Raw genomic sequence first — 14852 nt, forward strand, 5'->3', positions numbered from 1 at the left:
ATCTCCTCACCGAATCTTCCGCACGTTACTGATGTCGAACCCGCCGTCGTGAATCTCGGTCTCGAACCGGATGATGTCCTCCTGCTCCAACCGCGAGAGGACGCCCCTAAATTCCCGAACGAACATCACCCGGTCGCGCTCGCTCCCGCCGGTCTCCCACTCGAAAGCGATGGTGCCGTCCGCCGCGCCCATCAGACTGCCCATCTCCTCGGTTGTCAGGGCCTCCTGATTCACCAGCACGAGAATCAAACCGTCCCACGCGCGCGAGGCCTTCTGAAGTCCTTTCACGAGTAGGGTGATGTCGCTCCAGTCTAAGTGTTCGTTCGGCGCTCGGGCGAGGTCCGTCAGGGAGTCGATGAGGACCAGATTCCCCGGCGCGTTCTGGTTGAGGTACTCGCCCAGCGCCTCCAGCACGCCGCGCCGGTCGCTCCCCTGCCCGAGGTCGGTGATGGTCTGGGTCTTGCGGGTGTACCACTCGCGGGGGATGGCCGAGAGCTGGAAGTACTCTTGGCTGAAGTCGGCGAACTCCACGGCCCGGACGCCCGCGCGAACGAGGTCCTCGCTCATCGTGAACTCGATTTCCTGCTTGAGTTCGTTCCCGCTGGCGGTGAACGAGACGTAGTGTATCTCCTCGGGGACGGCGGCGCGCTCGGACACGTCGCCGTAGTGAAGTTCGAACTGGTCGTCGTCGGTGTGGGCCAACCCGTTGATGGTCGCCGCGGTGTAGCAGAACTCGCGGGCACCGGCCCCGGCCTCGCCCGCCAGCAGGACCACGCTTCCGGGCGGGGCACCACCGCCGATGATGTCGTCCAGTCGGGAGACGCCGAAGGGGACTCGCTCCATTGATTCGTTTCGGGTGGTCGCAACCGCGGTGCTTGTGTCTTTCGTCTGTGTGGAGAAATCCGCTAGAGGTTCGTTGGGGACTCACCGCGGCTCTGTGTATCCACGCATCAAAGACAATAAAATAGCCTCTTGAAATAGAATTACAATCACTAAACATCGGATTTTATTTCCTGAATTCGGAGGAAAGCCAGTCAGCAGACCGACTATCGCTTGAGTAACGGAAGACCGCGACCGCACAGCACCAACTCCACCGCAACCGCACCAGAGATGCGGCCGAGCGTGACTCCGGCGCGTCCCGTGGTCGGCGGAAATGCGCCACCCCGCGGAAAATCCGACTTGCGCACGCGAGAGTTCAAATACGAAAGCGCAACCAATCTCGCCCGGACGTTTCGCGTCGTTGCGAACAGGGAGGTGGCGAGTCAGTCACCAGCGTCGATGACCTCGCAACGACCAGTCCGACTACTCCGAGAGGACGAAGCCAAGCCAACGAGAGCCACAGCACCCCTCAGCCATCGATTCGCGCTCCTCGATTCCGAGGCCCGGCGACCAGCACCTCACCGCCGACGCCCGCCGCCGAGAGCGCCGCGTGGGCCGCTTCGCGGGCCGCGTCCGCCCGGCATTCGGTGGTGACGCCGTAGACCGCCGGTCCCCACGACGACTGCCCAGCACCGGCTATCGCGGGCGACTCCGAAAGCTCCGCGACCAACTCGCCGACCGGCGGGCGGTAGACCCCGCCCTGTTCGTCGGCGTACCACGCGCCGTTGAGGCGGCCGACCTCTGCCACCGCCGCGCCGAACCGCTCAGCGTCGGCCTCCGCGACGGCCGGGAGGAGACGCCGAGTCACGACTGCGGCGATTTCGTCGGCGAGGGTTGGGTCGGCGCGCTCGACCACCGAGCGCATGCTGGCCTCCTCGTCGTCGCCGCTCCTGCCGGGTTCCGAGTCGGGAAGGACGACCACGAAACGCCAGTCTTCGGGGACTGCGTGGCGGGCCGCGACCGCTGGGACCGACCACTCGCCCCGAGGAGGCCGGTCGGCGGTGAACCGCTCGGTCGGGTGGCCCGAGTCCAGAACGAACCCGCCCGACTCGAAGGCGGCGACGCCGACGCCGCTTCGACCGCCGCGGCCCAGTTTCGGGGCGCGCTCCCGGACCGCTGGGTCGCAGTCGTGCGCTCTCGCCACCGCTGAGACGACGGTGAGTGCCAACTGGGTTCCGCTCCCGAGGCCGACGTGGCGCGGCAGGGCCTCCTCGACGGTCACGTCAGCGCCCGGCACGCCGAGGAGTTCGACCGCTTGCCGGGCGTACTCGCTGGCGGCGTCGTGGGCACATCGAACCTCGTCGGCGGGGTCGGCAGTCACGACGACTCGCGGCGAGTCGAGCGCGACACCGAGCGACCCGTAGAGTCGCTCGTGGGCCAGCGAGAGGTTCTGAAAGCCGAAGTGGAGGCGCGCTCCGGCGGCGACGCGAGTCATGCCCCGAAGTTGGGGTGGCCCGGTGTTGCGGGTTCCGATAGTGGCAAAAAGTGGTCAGGTCGGCCGTCAGCCCAGTTCGCCGAGAACGTGGTCGGCGACTCGACCGATTCCGTTCTCGTGGGTCGGGGCCTCCGGGGGATGCTGGACCGCTCGGGCGACGTGGGTGACGGAGTGTTCGACCTGAAAGCCCTCGACGCCGCGGCGTTCGAGAACCCGCGTGACGCCGTGTTGCTCGTCGGTGAACGGGTAGACTACGCAGGGCGTCCCGGCGACGGCGGCCTCCATCACGGTGGAGTAGCCAGAGCAGACTACCACGTCGGCCGACCGAATCCACGGCAGGAGCGCCGGAACTGGCTCCCACCGGTCGTCGCCGACCAGCGTCACCTCGTGGCCCTCGGTTCGGAGCGTCTCGGCCAGCACGTCGAAGTTGGTCGAGTAGACGCTCGGCACGACCAACACCTCGACGCTCTCGTCTGGCGGCGGGCACTCGTCCGGGTCGAGCGCGATGGGTGGCACGTGAGTCACGCCCGGCGGGTCGCCCTCGTCGGGCGGCCAGACCGCCGGATAGAGGAACGACTCGGCCGCGCCCAACTGGTAGCGATTGAGAAGCCACGTGAACACCTGTTCGACCGCGGCGTCGTAGTAGGAGGCCGCGTTGTGGGTCACGATGTAGAGGGGCGTCCCGGTCAGCGGCGCGGCCATCGCGGCGAACATGTCGTCGGTGACGAGCGCGGCGGGGTCCTCTCGCCGAAGCCATCGCACGAAGTCGAAGACGCGCTTGCCGCTGTAGGGAAGGCTCCGGGTCAGCACCCGGCCGAGCGACCCCTGTTGGTAGTCGCCGATGTAATCGACCGGCGCGGCCCGGAACACCTCGTAGCCGTTGTGTTCGATGAAGCGCGAACCGGGGCCGCCGCCGGCGAGGACGACCCCCGCACCCGCGTCCTCGAAGGCTTGGGCGACGGCGAGCATCCGAGTCGCGTGGCCAGCGCCTTCGGGGTAGTGGGCGACGGCGACCGTCTGGTCCATGCCGTCCCTTCGGCCGCCGCCCGAAAAGTATGTTCTCATTCTAGGATTTCGCCGGCTTACCCGGCGACGACCGGTATTTCGCCACGTTACGACGATGGAGCCTTCGTTTCGGAATTTCGGCCGCGGAACGCCCACCGAGACCTGTCGGCGTGACTGTCTATTGACAGCACGCGGCGAGGAGAGTCCCACTCGGTCGAGCGCGAGTGGTGAGACAGAAACATCTGTCCGAGGGCGGCAACTTAAGCCGTTCGGCCGCCATCCCGATGTATGACCGAGAAACCCGAAACTCTGCGAAGTAGCGAGGTCACCGAAGGCGTCGAACGGGCACCCCATCGGGCGATGTTCCGCGCGATGGGCTACGACGACGACGACCTCTCGTCGCCGATGGTCGGCATCGCCAACCCGGCGGCCGACATCACTCCCTGCAACGTCCATCTGGACGACGTGGCCGCCGCGGCCTACGACGGCGTGGACCGAGCGGACGGGATGCCAATCGAGTTCGGGACCATCACCATCTCGGACGCCATCTCGATGGGGACCGAGGGGATGCGGGCCTCGCTGGTCTCCCGCGAGGTCATCGCCGACTCGGTGGAACTGGTCGCGTTCGGCGAGCGCATGGACGGCCTCGTGACGATTGGGGGATGCGACAAGAACCTGCCGGGGATGATGATGTCTGCGATTCGGACCGACCTGCCCTCGGTCTTTTGCTACGGCGGGTCCATCGTGCCGGGCGAACACGACGGTCGGGAGGTCACCATCCAGAACGTCTTCGAGGGCGTCGGCGCAGTCGCCGAGGGCGAGATGACCGAGGAGGAACTGGACGACTTGGAGCGCCACGCCTGCCCCGGCGCTGGCTCCTGCGGCGGGATGTTCACCGCGAACACGATGGCCTCGATTTCGGAGGCGCTTGGCCTCGCGCCCCTCGGGAGCGCCGGGGCACCCGCCGAGTTCGAGGAGCGATACGAAATCGCGGAGCGCGCCGGGGAACTCGCCACCGAGTGCATCGAGGACGACCGACGACCCTCCGACATCCTCGACAAGCGGTCGTTCGAGAACGCCATCGCCTTGCAGGTCGCAATCGGCGGGTCCACCAACGGCGTCCTCCACCTGCTGGCGCTGGCGGCCGAGGCCGGAATCGACCTCGACATCGAGGAGTTCGACCAAATCTCCCGCCGGACGCCCAAAATCGCCAACCTCCAACCCGGCGGCACCAAGACCATGCTCGACCTCTACGAGCAGGGCGGCGTCCCGGTCGTGATTCGCAGACTCGTGGAGGCCGACCTGTTCGACGGCGACGCCATGACCGTCACGGGGCGGACGATTTCCGAGGAACTGGACGAACTCGACCTGCCCGCGGACGACGCAATCGACGCCGAGTTCGTCCGCCCGGTTTCCGACCCCTTCCACGACGAGGGCGCAATCAAGATTCTGACGGGCAACCTCGCGCCCGACGGCGGCGTGCTGAAGGTCACGGGCGAGGACGACTTCCACCACGAGGGACCGGCCCGCGTGTTCGAGACCGAGGAGGACGCGATGAAGTACGTCCAAGAGGGTCGAATCGAGTCGGGCGACGTTATCGTCATCCGCAACGAAGGGCCGCAGGGCGGACCGGGGATGCGCGAGATGCTGGGCGTCACCGCCGCAGTCGTCGGCGCGGGCCACGAGGACGACGTGGCGATGGTCACGGACGGCCGGTTCTCGGGCGCGACTCGCGGGCCGATGATTGGCCACGTCGCCCCCGAATCGTTCTCCGGCGGGCCAATCGGCGCGCTGGAAGACGGCGACCACGTGACCATCGACATCCCCGACCGGACGCTCGCGGTGGACCTCGCCGACGAGGAAATCGAGTCGCGTCTCGACGCCCGCGACGACCCGGAACTGGCGTATCAGAACGGCGTGCTGGCCAAGTACGGCGCTACCTTCGGCTCTGCGGCCAACGGCGCGGTGACGAATCCGGGCGTGAAACCCAGCGAGGAGTAGCAACTAAATTATTGCTCTAGAGCAATAGAAGATTGTTCTTGTAATTATAAATATTTCCCGGTGGGGTCCGGCGGGATAACGGTTGCCAGACCGGCCCGCGTCTACACCTCGATTCGGAGGAGTTCGTCGGCCCCGCGCTGGAACTCGAAGGGCACGGAGCGAATCTCGGTCTCGTAGCCTTCCTCGGCCAGCATATCCAGCAGTTCGTCCAGTCGGGGGTAGCGGTGGCCGTCGAATCGTTCGAGGGGGTAGACCCGAACCTCGTCGCTGGCCACGCGGGCGAGTTCCAGCAAGGACCGCTCGTGGAACTCGTGGTCGAGTTTGTCCATGTAGAGGAACATCAAGTGGGCCGACAGCACCAGCGAGAACGAGTCGTCCTCGAAGGGCAGGTCCGGGAGTTTCGCCGGGAGGTACCGACCGGTGTCGAAGCGGTCCTCGTAGTCGTCGATGAACGCTTGGTAGGCCTGACTCCAGTGGGCGCGCACGTCGGCCACGTCGTCGTAGAACTCCCAGACGAACTGGTCTTCCACGCCGTCGAACCCGGCGATTGCCCGGTCGATGTCCTCCTCGCACTTCTGGCGCAACTCGTCGGGCGGAACGTCGTACATCAGGTCCACGCCGACTGCCTCGATGCCGCGCGTGTTCGCCTCGGAGACGAACGCGCACGCACCGCCCGGACAGTCGAGGACTGACTCCCCCTCCCACGCCGAGAGGTCGAGGTCGAACATGTGTTCGTACTCCGTCACAGTCCGGCCGATGAACGCGACGTCGTCTATCGCGTACGTCTCCGTGCCGTTCATACTTGTTACCTCCCAGCTTTCTGATTATAAAATTATCCTAGCTAATTAATCATATAACGGGACGCCGAAATACCCTTTCTGGGTCGTGAAACTCGCCACAATTTGGCTTCCGCTTCGATAAATTCGAGTAACAACTACGTTATCTATTCTCAGGACTGATAAGATTATAACAATAAAGTTAAGTCGGATAAGTATAATTCATGATGTATGGCAACGCAAAAAGTATTCAGCACTGATGGCGAAGTAAGCGGACAGACTGTGCGGTCGGTCGTCGAAGGCGTCGGCCAGTTCTCGAGTACGTACAAGGACCGCGCGCTTAACATCCTCGACGACCACGGCCTCCCGGAACCCGAGGAGGACGAGTGGTACTCGTGGGGCGCGTACATCGACGCCTTCGAGGAACTCGCCGATACCGTCGGTCCGAAGACCGTGACCAAAATCGGCTCCGAGATTCCGGAACTCGTTGACTGGCCGCCGACCATCGACAGCGTGGCGGGTGGACTCGAAGCCCTCGACGAACAGTACCAGAACACCCATCGCGGCGACGAAATCGGCTACTACGACTTCGAGAAGACCGGCGACCGGGGCGGCGTCATGGAAGCCAAGAACCCCTACCCCGCGTCGCTCGACGAGGGTCTGCTGAAGGCCACCGCCGAGAAGTTCAGCGGCGACGACGCCTTCGTCCGCGTCGAGCAGACCAGCGACGGCGACGTTACCACCTTCCAGATTTCTTGGTAGCGCCCCGCGTTACCGAGGCGACTCTCTCCGTCCTATCGCGGTGAGGTGTACTCCATCCCGAGGAACTCCCGCGCCCGGTCGGGGTCGGTGATGACCTCTCTGCCGAGCATCTCGGCGAGTTCGACCGCCATCTCCACGACTTCCGAGTTCTTCTGAATTAGTTCGTCCCGGTGGGGATAGCGCCAGTAGGCGTCCTCGATACCGACTCGGATGACGTTCGCACCGGCGACTAACCCCATCATCAGCATCGGAAGCCAGTTCCGACCGCCGGGATAGAGACCGACCACGCTGTTTTCGATACTCTGGCGCACGTTGTATATCTCCGAGAGGACCTTGAAGTACGACCACGGGTCGTTCTCGGTGGTCAGCGAGTCGTGGGCACCCGCCCGGATGCAGAGGACGTGGGGTTCCCAGACTGTCTCGTCTTGGTCGATGAGGTGGTGTTTGATGTCCCGCAGGACGTGGGTGTCGTAGAGTTGGAAGATGGGCTTGACGCCCTTGTCCTCGTAGTAGCGACATGCCTCCCGGATGGACGACATCGAGTGGAGCGCCCCCGCGCCGAACAGTCCCGGCGGCAGGATGACGCTCCCCTGACAGTACTTGTTGCCGTCGCCGCGTTCGAGGAGGTCGGCCACCCCCGAGACGTAATCGGCGTGCGGGGCGACCTCCCACCCTTGCGAGAACGTCACCACGTCGCCGCACTCCTCGAACACGGGGTCGAGGAGGTCCACCAACAGTTCGTTGTCGTTCCACTGTGGACGGCGGTCCTCGTCGCGCGGGTGGACGTGGACCGCGGCGGCCCCGGCGTCCACGCTATCGACCAACTCCTGAATCTGCTCGCCTTTGGAGTCGGGGACCGCGGGGTAATGCTCGCCGCCGGGTTGCCACCCCGGATACGCGCACTCGATGATGACCGGGCTGTCCATCGTGTCGATGGACTCCTGCTCGTGGACCGGGAAGAACTGCTTGGCGGCCTCCGCGGTGAACGTCCCGGAAGGCTCCAACTCGTCGAACGGGATGTCGTCGTAGAGGTTCCTGTGGAGCGCCCGGTCGTCGGAATCGGGGCCGTGGTCGTCGGCGTCGGAATTGGGACGAACCATGTTTCCCCTCTTTTCAGTATTAATACTTAAATATTTCCTCAAGTGAAAATACGTCGCGGAACTCGCTCCTTTCGGAGATAAGTGTGCGATGAACGCATCTCAGGTGACGATGAGCCAGCGAAACCGGCCACTGAGTTAGAGACGTCTGTTGTTACTCCAGAAGTAGCCCGTCTCCACTCGACTCCTGTCGTCGCCAGCCGCGATGCGACTCGACTACCCACTGATGGTTCTCGCCGAGTAGCGTCCGAAAAATGGAACCGCAAAAACCGGAGTGGTCCGGTAGTTAGTTAGCTAGTTTAGTTGCTACGGCGGAGCGCCAGTAGCGCGGCGGCGACGAGGGCGACGAGGGCAACACTCACGCCGAAGCCGGGGATGCCACCGTCACTGCTCGTGGTGGTGGTCTCCTCGGTCGTGGTTTCCTCGGTCGTGGTGGTGGTCTCCTCGGTCGTCTCCTCGGTCGTCTCCTCGGTCGTCGTGGTGGTCTCCTCGGTCGTCGTGTTGTTCGAGGAGGTGGTCGTGGTGGTCGGCTGGTCGCCTTCAGCGTCCGCGCTCACGGTACCGGAGATGGTGTCGTAATCGACACTCGCACCGGTGTTGCGGAGCGAGACGGTGAACTCGGTGCCGTTGTTGGCGTCACTGAAGTTGAGCGGGGCGGAGAAGCCGCCGTCCGAACCAACTTCGACGCTGGCCGACTTCAGGAAGGAACCGCCAGCCTTGGCCTGCACGGTGAATTCCGTGCCAGGCGCGAGGTTGGTGGTACCCGTGATGTTGGCCGAGCCAACAGGCACGACGACGTCGTTGCCGCCGTTGATTTCAGCCGAGCGGTCCTCGACGGTGAACGTCGTGGAGACCGTCTCGTTTTCGCTGACGAGCGAGTGGAACTCAGGCGTCACCGTGAAGGTGGCGTTCCACTCGCCGGTCGTGAGACCGTTCTCACTGACTTCATCGACTGCGTCGGTGTCAACAGCCGTGTAGAACGTGTTGTTCTCGGCGTCCTCGAACAGGCGCACGGCGTCGTTGTTACCCGAGAACGAAACGGGGTCGGAGTTCGGACCGGGGTTCTGCTCGACGAAGCTGAGCTTGAGACCGTCGGAGCTGACCGACGAGCTGAGCTGGCTCTTGTTGAGGTCACCGTAGAGGCCGGAGGCCTTGACCTGAACGACAGCGTAGTCGCCGGAGGCGACGTTGTCGCGGTCGGTGACGACGCCGGGCAGGTCGCTGACCGTGGTGTCACCGGTGATGGCGGAGTCGGGGGCGATCCACGACTGGGCCGTGTCGGTCGAACGCTGGCTGATCGACAGCGTTGCGACGTTGACAGCTCGCCAGTTACCGTTCGCGTTGGTGTCCTCGATGGCGACGCTCAGCTCGTAGTTACCCGAGGCGAGCGGCGACGAGAGGTTCTCGCCAGCGCGGTAGACGACACCGTTACTGTCGTTGTCGTTGGTCGTGGTCGTAACGAAGCTGTCCGAGGAGCCCTCGAGAGTGATGAAGCTGTCGTTACTGGGGTTGAGAGCGGTGTTGAGCTGGATGGTCGCGTTGGAGCCGTCGTCGTCACCGTCCTGAACGTGAACGTCGGCGACGAAGTTCACGTCGGAGGAACCGATGGTGACGTTAGCGGTGTCGGTGTTCTCCATCTCGACCGGGATGTCGATGACGTCACCGCGCTCGTCGCTGATGACGCTCTGCGGGAAGTACGCGTTGACCGAGCCGGGCTCGGTGAGTTCGAGGTTGACGTCCTCGGACGCGGAGGTGTCCGTGACGTCAACGGTCAGCGTGTAGTTGCCCGTGCCGGCCGTGTCGGCGAGCGAGCCAATCGAGACGTTGATGTTGGTCTGGTTGTCACGGTTGACCGTAGCCGTCTGGTTGGTGAACCCGTCAGCCGTCGAGTTGATGCTGACGCTGAAGTTGCCCGCACGGTTGGTCTTGTCCAGCGTGAGGTTGACGTGGTTGGTGTCAGTCGTCGTGGAGACGTTCGTCTTCTTCAGCGAGAACGTCTGGGGCACGACTTGGAACTGGGTACCGGAGCTACCGCTCTGGTCGGGACCCTGAAGGATGTACTTGCCTTCGAGGCCGTCCGACGAGAACGAGATTTCACCGCTACCGTTGGCTTCGTACTGGTCGACGTACGTACCGACGCTGTTGTCCTCGTAGGTGTACAGCTGAACCGTATCGCCGTTCCAGTTACCGCTGTTCTGTGCTACAATCGTCTCCCCTTGGAAGACGATAGTATCGTCGCTGAGGTTAGCTACAGCAGCAGCACTTCCTGCGGATGCAGTCACGCCGGCAACGACCGACATGACCAGCAGGGCAGACAGGAAGACACTGCGTAGCTTGTCTTTTGCGTTTGTCATTGTTGGTTTGGTTATTCGGTGACAGGTGTCTTTCACTTGCGTATCCCAGTGGAGAGGGGTGCTACGTTACTCGAATGCCTGTCTGGGTAGGGGTACACTCAACAGAATCCACCCTATTGTTAAATGCTTTGTGTGTTCAGATAGCTTTACAGAGTGTTATTATTTGTCATGGGTAAGTCTATAACAGAACGAATAAGTAACGAATCGGATAACAGTCTGGTGCCACTTGGACGCAACCCACTGGTTACGTAACCCGTGCTGTGTCCGCGGCCACCATGGGTAGGGACTTCACGCCGTCCCCCGGCGTGGAGCCATGGATTTTCCACCGACAACGTAGGCTGACTGTACTTGAGACATATCTCGAAGCAAATATTCGTATCCCGTTCCTCAGAGTTCGCCTTTCCAACAGCAACTCCGCTTGAGACGTATCAGCTGACGTTCAAAACGAGAGACCTATCGCTCACCGAGGAGGAAAGTGTGGAAAACTGGTATGGGACCGCCGAGATTCGAACTCAGGTCCAACCGACCCCATCGGCTGAGGATACCGCTACCCCACGGTCCCGCAATGCACTCCGTGTGCAATTCGACAAAGGCACGTCCGTGAGTTAAGCGCTTCGTTTCGTAGCGGCCATGTCACTCGGAGTCGAACCCGTCGGCGTCTCGCGGAACCACGAGGTCCCCGTCGTCCCGAACCGCCATGCTCGCCAGCGCGTCGTTCTCGTAGACCGCAACGCCGTGCATCCGGCCCAGTACGTAGCCGTCGTGGTCGGACTCAACCGCGGCTTTCGGTTCACCATGCGGAGTACAGATGTCCGCGACGACCTCGCCCTCCGAAACCACGTCACCAGCCTCAACTCGGTGGCGCGCGATGCCCGGCGTCTCTGTGTGGGGATGGACTGCGCGCTTGACGGGGTACTCGACCGGCGCGTCCGGACCGACCGCGGCGGGGTCGGGGTCGCCGGGAAGGACGCCCAACTCGCGCATGACGTTCCGGACTCCCTCGACGCCTGCGGCGCGGGTGTCCTCCTCGACCACGTCGTGGCCACCCAGCTCTGCGGTGAACGCGGGGATTCCGGCGTTGTTCAGCGCCGCGCCCGCGGTCGAACGCTGGAGGTTCTGGTCGGTGTACTCCTGTGCAGAGTACTCGTTGACGACGGGCATCCCGAAGGCGTCCACGAGCGATTCGAGGCCGTCTGCGAGTTCACGGGCCTCGGATTCGGTGCGCTCCTCGCCGTAGAGAACCCTGTCCCGAATCACGAAGGGCATCGACCCGACGTGAGCGGTGTGGAGGTCCACGAGGGCGTCGGCCGACTTCTCGAACTCGTCGTAGACGCGCTCGTTTATCAACTGCTGGACGCTCGGCGGCCGACTGGTCTCGGCGTCGGGGTCCGGGAAGTAGCGGTTGGGGTCCTCGTCGTCGTAGTAGGAGGTCCGGGCGTTACGCCGCAGGCCCGCAGGGTTGAGATTCGGGATGCAGACCACGGTGCCCCGGATTTCCTCGGCCAACTCGTCGGTCATCACGTCCTGCGCGACAGCGAGGCCCGTGACCTCGTTGCCGTGGATGGACGCCGTAATCCAGAGCGTCGGACCGTCGTCCTCGCCCTCCGCGATGAGGACCGGGAGGCGTTCGGAGGTGCCAGTGGGGAGGTCGGTCACGTCGAGCCAACCGGTGACGAGTTCGCCGGGTTCGGAGTCCGCAGTTCCGAGTTGCATAGAAACGAGGTGACCCGCGGCGGTGAAAAAAGTGAGTTTGGCGGCAGGCGACCGAGCAGTTACACCAACACGCGCTCTAACTCCACGACCAGACCCTCCTCCGCCTCGGCATCGCCGACCATCGTCCCCAGACAGACCGCGGCCTCGTCTGGCGTGAAGCACGCGACCAATTGGCCTTCCTCGGCGCTCTCCGCGTCGATGACGCCGGGCGCGTAGATTTGGGCACCGTGGGCGACCTCCTCGGCGGCGCTCGGTGCGATGGTGATTTCGGGCAGGTGCGAGAGGGCGCGCTCGGCGGGGTGGACGACCTCGCGTAGCCAGTCGGATTCGCCGTCCTCGCGCCATCTGGCCAGTCCGTCCGCCAAATCTTCCATCGTGACCAGCGTCGCGTCGTCGAAGGGGTCGGTCGCGGTCCGCCGCAAGTGGCCCATGTGCGCCCCGGTGCCGAGCGCGAGACCGAGGTCGTGGCAGAGTTTCCGGATGTAGGTCCCGCTCTCGCACCGAATCCGGAGGAGGGATTGGCGGTCTTTCACTTCTATCACGTCTAGTTCATAGACCTCGCGCACGCGAAGTCGGCGGGCCACCGCGCTCTTTCTCGGCGGTTTTTGGTAGAGCGGCCCCTCGAACTCGGCGACGATGGCCTCGATGTCGGCGGGGGGTTTGTCGTGGAGTTCCAGCACCGCGACGTACTCCTTGCTCCCCTCCAGAAACACCTGCGAGAGGCGGGTCGCCGTGCCAGTCAAAACCGGGAGACAGCCCGTGACTTTCGGGTCTAAGGTTCCGGCGTGGGCGGCCTGCTCGACCTCGGCCATATCGCGGACCCACCCTGCGACTTGGTGGGCGGAGGGGCCGGGCGGCTTGTCGAGGTTCACGACGCCGAACTCGAGGAGGTCGGCGGGCGAACGGTCGTCGGGTGGTCCACGGAGCATGGGGTCAGAACTCGTCGTCCAGTTCGACGGGGTACTTGCCCTCGTCGTCGGCGGGTTCGTACTCCTCGACCGCGGTGGTGAGCATGTCCACGACCGCCTCGGCGTCCCACCGGGCGGTGTTGATGGCGAGGTCGTAGATGGTGAGGTCGGTGATGTCGATGCCGTAGTACTCCTGATAGCGGTCGGCCTCGCTCCCCTCGCGGGCCGCGGTCTCCTCGCGGGCGTCCTCGACGGTCTTGTCCTCGCGGTCGGCGATGCGGGCAGACCGAACGTCCAGCGGCGCGTCGAGCCACACCCGGAAGTCGGCGTGTTCGCCCGCCAGCCACCCGGCGAGGCGGGATTCCAGCACCACATCGTCGCGCTCGGCGGCGATTTGCTTGAGTCGCCGGTCTAAGTCGCGGTCGATTTGGTCGTCCTCCTCGGCGAGTTTGTTGAACTCCAGCGTCGTGTAGCCTCGCTCGTCGGCGAGTTCGCGGAAAATATCTCCGCCGCTGATGTGTTCGAGTCCGAGGACCGACGAGAGTTCGGAGGCCGTCGTACTCTTTCCGACACCCGGTGGTCCGGAGACTGTGATTAACATATCCCATCTCCGAGGCGGAGTATAAAAGGGGTTTTGAACTTCTCCGGGGGTTCGCCCTGTTACCCCGTAACTCGCGGCGACCCCGCTCGGCGGCCGACTGACGCCCGTCCGACGACGGAAAAGCGCGGCCGGTCGCGGTCGATTCGGAATCGGCCTCGCTACAGTCCGGGGTCGGCCTTCCGTCGCTCGTCGCGGACCGCCCGAAGCACGTCTTGGCGGGCGACGATACCCAAGAGTTTGCCGTCGTCGTCCACAACCGGCAGGCGGTTGATGTCTCGGTGGTCGTCGGCCAACAGGTCGAGGAGGGCGTCGAAACCGTCGTCGGGTGCGACCGTCACTACGTCCTCGGTCATGACCGTGCTGACCGGCTTGCCGGCGTGTTTCAGCAGGTCGAGTTCGGTGTCGAGGTCGTCCCACGACAGGTCGATGGCGTACTCGATGGTTTCGAGGAAGGGTGGGAAGCCGACCGGAATCCAGAGCGTGCGGTCGCTCGGTTGGAAGATGTGAACGAGGTCGTGTTGGGTCACGATGCCGACCACTCGCTCGTCGTCGTCCACGACCGGGAAGCCGTTGAAGTCCGCGCGCCCGAGACGAGTCAGTACTTCGCTTATCTCGTCGTCGGGGTGAGCGGTCTCAACGTCGGTCGTCATCAGGTCGCTCGCGTTCATGTCGGATACCGAAGCGGCGGCGGGCCGTATCGTTTCCGGTTGCGCGGTTGAGACGACGCCCGGAGCGACCCGGCGTCCCCTGACCTACCGGCCGATACCAGCGGTCGTTTGCCGGGTGGGTACTGGACAGAGGTATCGCCACAGGGAAACTTATAGGATTGTTATACAGCTAAATATAATTCTTAAGGACAAGTCATTATTTCTTAGGGCAGTTCGCCGGTACGAAGGTTTAGGTCCGAGGACGGGACCAACCCCTCGCGTGCCGGTTCGACGTGCCAACAGCGTTGTCGGTCTCCCGACGCTACTGGCGAGGAGACTCGTCGCGCTGATTCGACTATTCGGGCAAGCCTTACCCTCGCTCGCGTCGTCTCCTCGCTCATGGGGGACCAGAAGCAGTACGTCTGCGAGGCCTGCGGCGAACCTTTCGACTCCGAGGAGGACCTCCGCAGACACATGTACGCCGTGGGCTTGGTCGAGTAGGCCGCTCCTCGTCGCCTCGCCCGCGTCGCGCCGGCCGCCGAGACCACCGCGAAACCCGCCACGCGAGCGACCGCTCCGTCGGCCCCGAGAGCGACCCCGACGCCGGTTTCGGACGCCGCCGGACCGACTCGACAAGCCGCCGCCCCGCCGATTCGAGGCGACGGCGCGTCAGC

The 14852-nt window shown here is 64.1% G+C and carries 13 protein-coding genes and 1 tRNA gene; 3 read left to right on the forward strand and 11 right to left on the reverse strand.

The features are described 5' to 3' along the window. Positions 1–6: 6 nt before the first annotated feature. The 3 genes from P2T57_RS07800 to P2T57_RS07810 all read right to left on the reverse strand — a co-directional run bounded on the left by P2T57_RS07800 (position 7) and on the right by P2T57_RS07810 (position 3340). Positions 7–843, reverse strand: a complete 837-nt coding sequence (locus P2T57_RS07800; RefSeq protein WP_276301921.1) for an RAD55 family ATPase — start codon at positions 841–843, stop codon at positions 7–9. Positions 844–1348: 505 nt separating this feature from the next. Further along, positions 1349–2314, reverse strand: coding sequence for a beta-ribofuranosylaminobenzene 5'-phosphate synthase family protein (locus P2T57_RS07805; protein ID WP_276301922.1), 966 nt, complete (start codon positions 2312–2314; stop codon positions 1349–1351). A gap of 66 nt (positions 2315–2380) precedes the next feature. Further along, a complete protein-coding gene (locus P2T57_RS07810; protein WP_276301923.1) occupies positions 2381–3340 on the reverse strand; it encodes a glycosyltransferase in 960 nt (319 codons plus the stop codon). 267 nt (positions 3341–3607) lie between these two features. Here P2T57_RS07810 and ilvD point away from each other — a divergent pair, with 267 nt between their 5' ends. Beyond that, a complete protein-coding gene (gene ilvD, locus P2T57_RS07815) occupies positions 3608–5320 on the forward strand; it encodes a dihydroxy-acid dehydratase (RefSeq protein WP_276301924.1) in 1713 nt (570 codons plus the stop codon). Between the two features lie 101 nt (positions 5321–5421). Here the strand turns inward: ilvD and P2T57_RS07820 are convergent, their stop codons facing one another. Further along, entirely contained in the window at positions 5422–6120 is a 699-nt protein-coding gene (locus P2T57_RS07820) for a class I SAM-dependent methyltransferase (RefSeq protein WP_276301925.1), read from the reverse strand. Between the two features lie 207 nt (positions 6121–6327). Between P2T57_RS07820 and P2T57_RS07825 the strand changes: the two genes are divergently transcribed. Further along, positions 6328–6858, forward strand: a complete 531-nt coding sequence (locus tag P2T57_RS07825; RefSeq protein ID WP_276301926.1) for a hypothetical protein — start codon at positions 6328–6330, stop codon at positions 6856–6858. A 32-nt stretch (positions 6859–6890) separates the two neighbouring features. On the opposite strand, the gene P2T57_RS07830 is transcribed toward P2T57_RS07825, so the two are convergent. From P2T57_RS07830 to P2T57_RS07860, 7 genes are all read right to left on the reverse strand, one after another. Beyond that, on the reverse strand, positions 6891–7958 hold the full coding sequence (locus P2T57_RS07830; RefSeq protein ID WP_276301927.1) for a beta-keto acid cleavage family enzyme: 1068 nt from the start codon (positions 7956–7958) through the stop codon (positions 6891–6893). 296 nt (positions 7959–8254) lie between these two features. Next, the gene (locus tag P2T57_RS07835) at positions 8255–10309 is read right to left on the reverse strand and encodes a DUF7827 domain-containing protein (protein ID WP_276301928.1); all 2055 of its coding nucleotides are present in this window, start codon (positions 10307–10309) and stop codon (positions 8255–8257) included. 491 nt (positions 10310–10800) lie between these two features. Next, a tRNA-Pro gene (locus P2T57_RS07840) sits at positions 10801–10871 on the reverse strand. Positions 10872–10942: 71 nt separating this feature from the next. Next, on the reverse strand, positions 10943–12022 hold the full coding sequence (locus P2T57_RS07845; protein WP_276301929.1) for a succinylglutamate desuccinylase/aspartoacylase family protein: 1080 nt from the start codon (positions 12020–12022) through the stop codon (positions 10943–10945). A gap of 59 nt (positions 12023–12081) precedes the next feature. Continuing rightward, on the reverse strand, positions 12082–12951 hold the full coding sequence (locus P2T57_RS07850; RefSeq protein ID WP_276301930.1) for an RNA-guided pseudouridylation complex pseudouridine synthase subunit Cbf5: 870 nt from the start codon (positions 12949–12951) through the stop codon (positions 12082–12084). Between the two features lie 4 nt (positions 12952–12955). Continuing rightward, entirely contained in the window at positions 12956–13531 is a 576-nt protein-coding gene (gene cmk / locus P2T57_RS07855; protein ID WP_276301931.1) for a (d)CMP kinase, read from the reverse strand. A gap of 158 nt (positions 13532–13689) precedes the next feature. Continuing rightward, on the reverse strand, positions 13690–14199 hold the full coding sequence (locus P2T57_RS07860) for a CBS domain-containing protein (RefSeq protein WP_276301932.1): 510 nt from the start codon (positions 14197–14199) through the stop codon (positions 13690–13692). Positions 14200–14577: 378 nt separating this feature from the next. Between P2T57_RS07860 and P2T57_RS07865 the strand changes: the two genes are divergently transcribed. Next, entirely contained in the window at positions 14578–14679 is a 102-nt protein-coding gene (locus P2T57_RS07865; RefSeq protein ID WP_276301933.1) for a C2H2-type zinc finger protein, read from the forward strand. The last annotated feature ends 173 nt before the right edge of the window (positions 14680–14852 follow it).

Source organism: Halorussus lipolyticus (assembly GCF_029338375.1).
Taxonomy (GTDB): Archaea; Halobacteriota; Halobacteria; order Halobacteriales; family Haladaptataceae; genus Halorussus; species Halorussus lipolyticus.

Bases quoted from the DNA above. Each gene is read 5' to 3' on its own strand.
- cmk (WP_276301931.1), bottom strand. From the start codon at position 13,531: ATGTTAATCACAGTCTCCGGACCACCGGGTGTCGGAAAGAGTACGACG.
- P2T57_RS07860 (WP_276301932.1), bottom strand. From the start codon at position 14,199: ATGAACGCGAGCGACCTGATGACGACCGACGTTGAGACCGCTCACCCC.
- P2T57_RS07865 (WP_276301933.1), top strand. From the start codon at position 14,578: ATGGGGGACCAGAAGCAGTACGTCTGCGAGGCCTGCGGCGAACCTTTC.
- P2T57_RS07850 (WP_276301930.1), bottom strand. From the start codon at position 12,951: ATGCTCCGTGGACCACCCGACGACCGTTCGCCCGCCGACCTCCTCGAG.
- P2T57_RS07810 (WP_276301923.1), bottom strand. From the start codon at position 3,340: ATGGACCAGACGGTCGCCGTCGCCCACTACCCCGAAGGCGCTGGCCAC.
- P2T57_RS07830 (WP_276301927.1), bottom strand. From the start codon at position 7,958: ATGGTTCGTCCCAATTCCGACGCCGACGACCACGGCCCCGATTCCGAC.
- P2T57_RS07820 (WP_276301925.1), bottom strand. From the start codon at position 6,120: ATGAACGGCACGGAGACGTACGCGATAGACGACGTCGCGTTCATCGGC.
- P2T57_RS07805 (WP_276301922.1), bottom strand. From the start codon at position 2,314: ATGACTCGCGTCGCCGCCGGAGCGCGCCTCCACTTCGGCTTTCAGAAC.
- ilvD (WP_276301924.1), top strand. From the start codon at position 3,608: ATGACCGAGAAACCCGAAACTCTGCGAAGTAGCGAGGTCACCGAAGGC.
- P2T57_RS07800 (WP_276301921.1), bottom strand. From the start codon at position 843: ATGGAGCGAGTCCCCTTCGGCGTCTCCCGACTGGACGACATCATCGGC.
- P2T57_RS07825 (WP_276301926.1), top strand. From the start codon at position 6,328: ATGGCAACGCAAAAAGTATTCAGCACTGATGGCGAAGTAAGCGGACAG.
- P2T57_RS07835 (WP_276301928.1), bottom strand. From the start codon at position 10,309: ATGACAAACGCAAAAGACAAGCTACGCAGTGTCTTCCTGTCTGCCCTG.
- P2T57_RS07845 (WP_276301929.1), bottom strand. From the start codon at position 12,022: ATGCAACTCGGAACTGCGGACTCCGAACCCGGCGAACTCGTCACCGGT.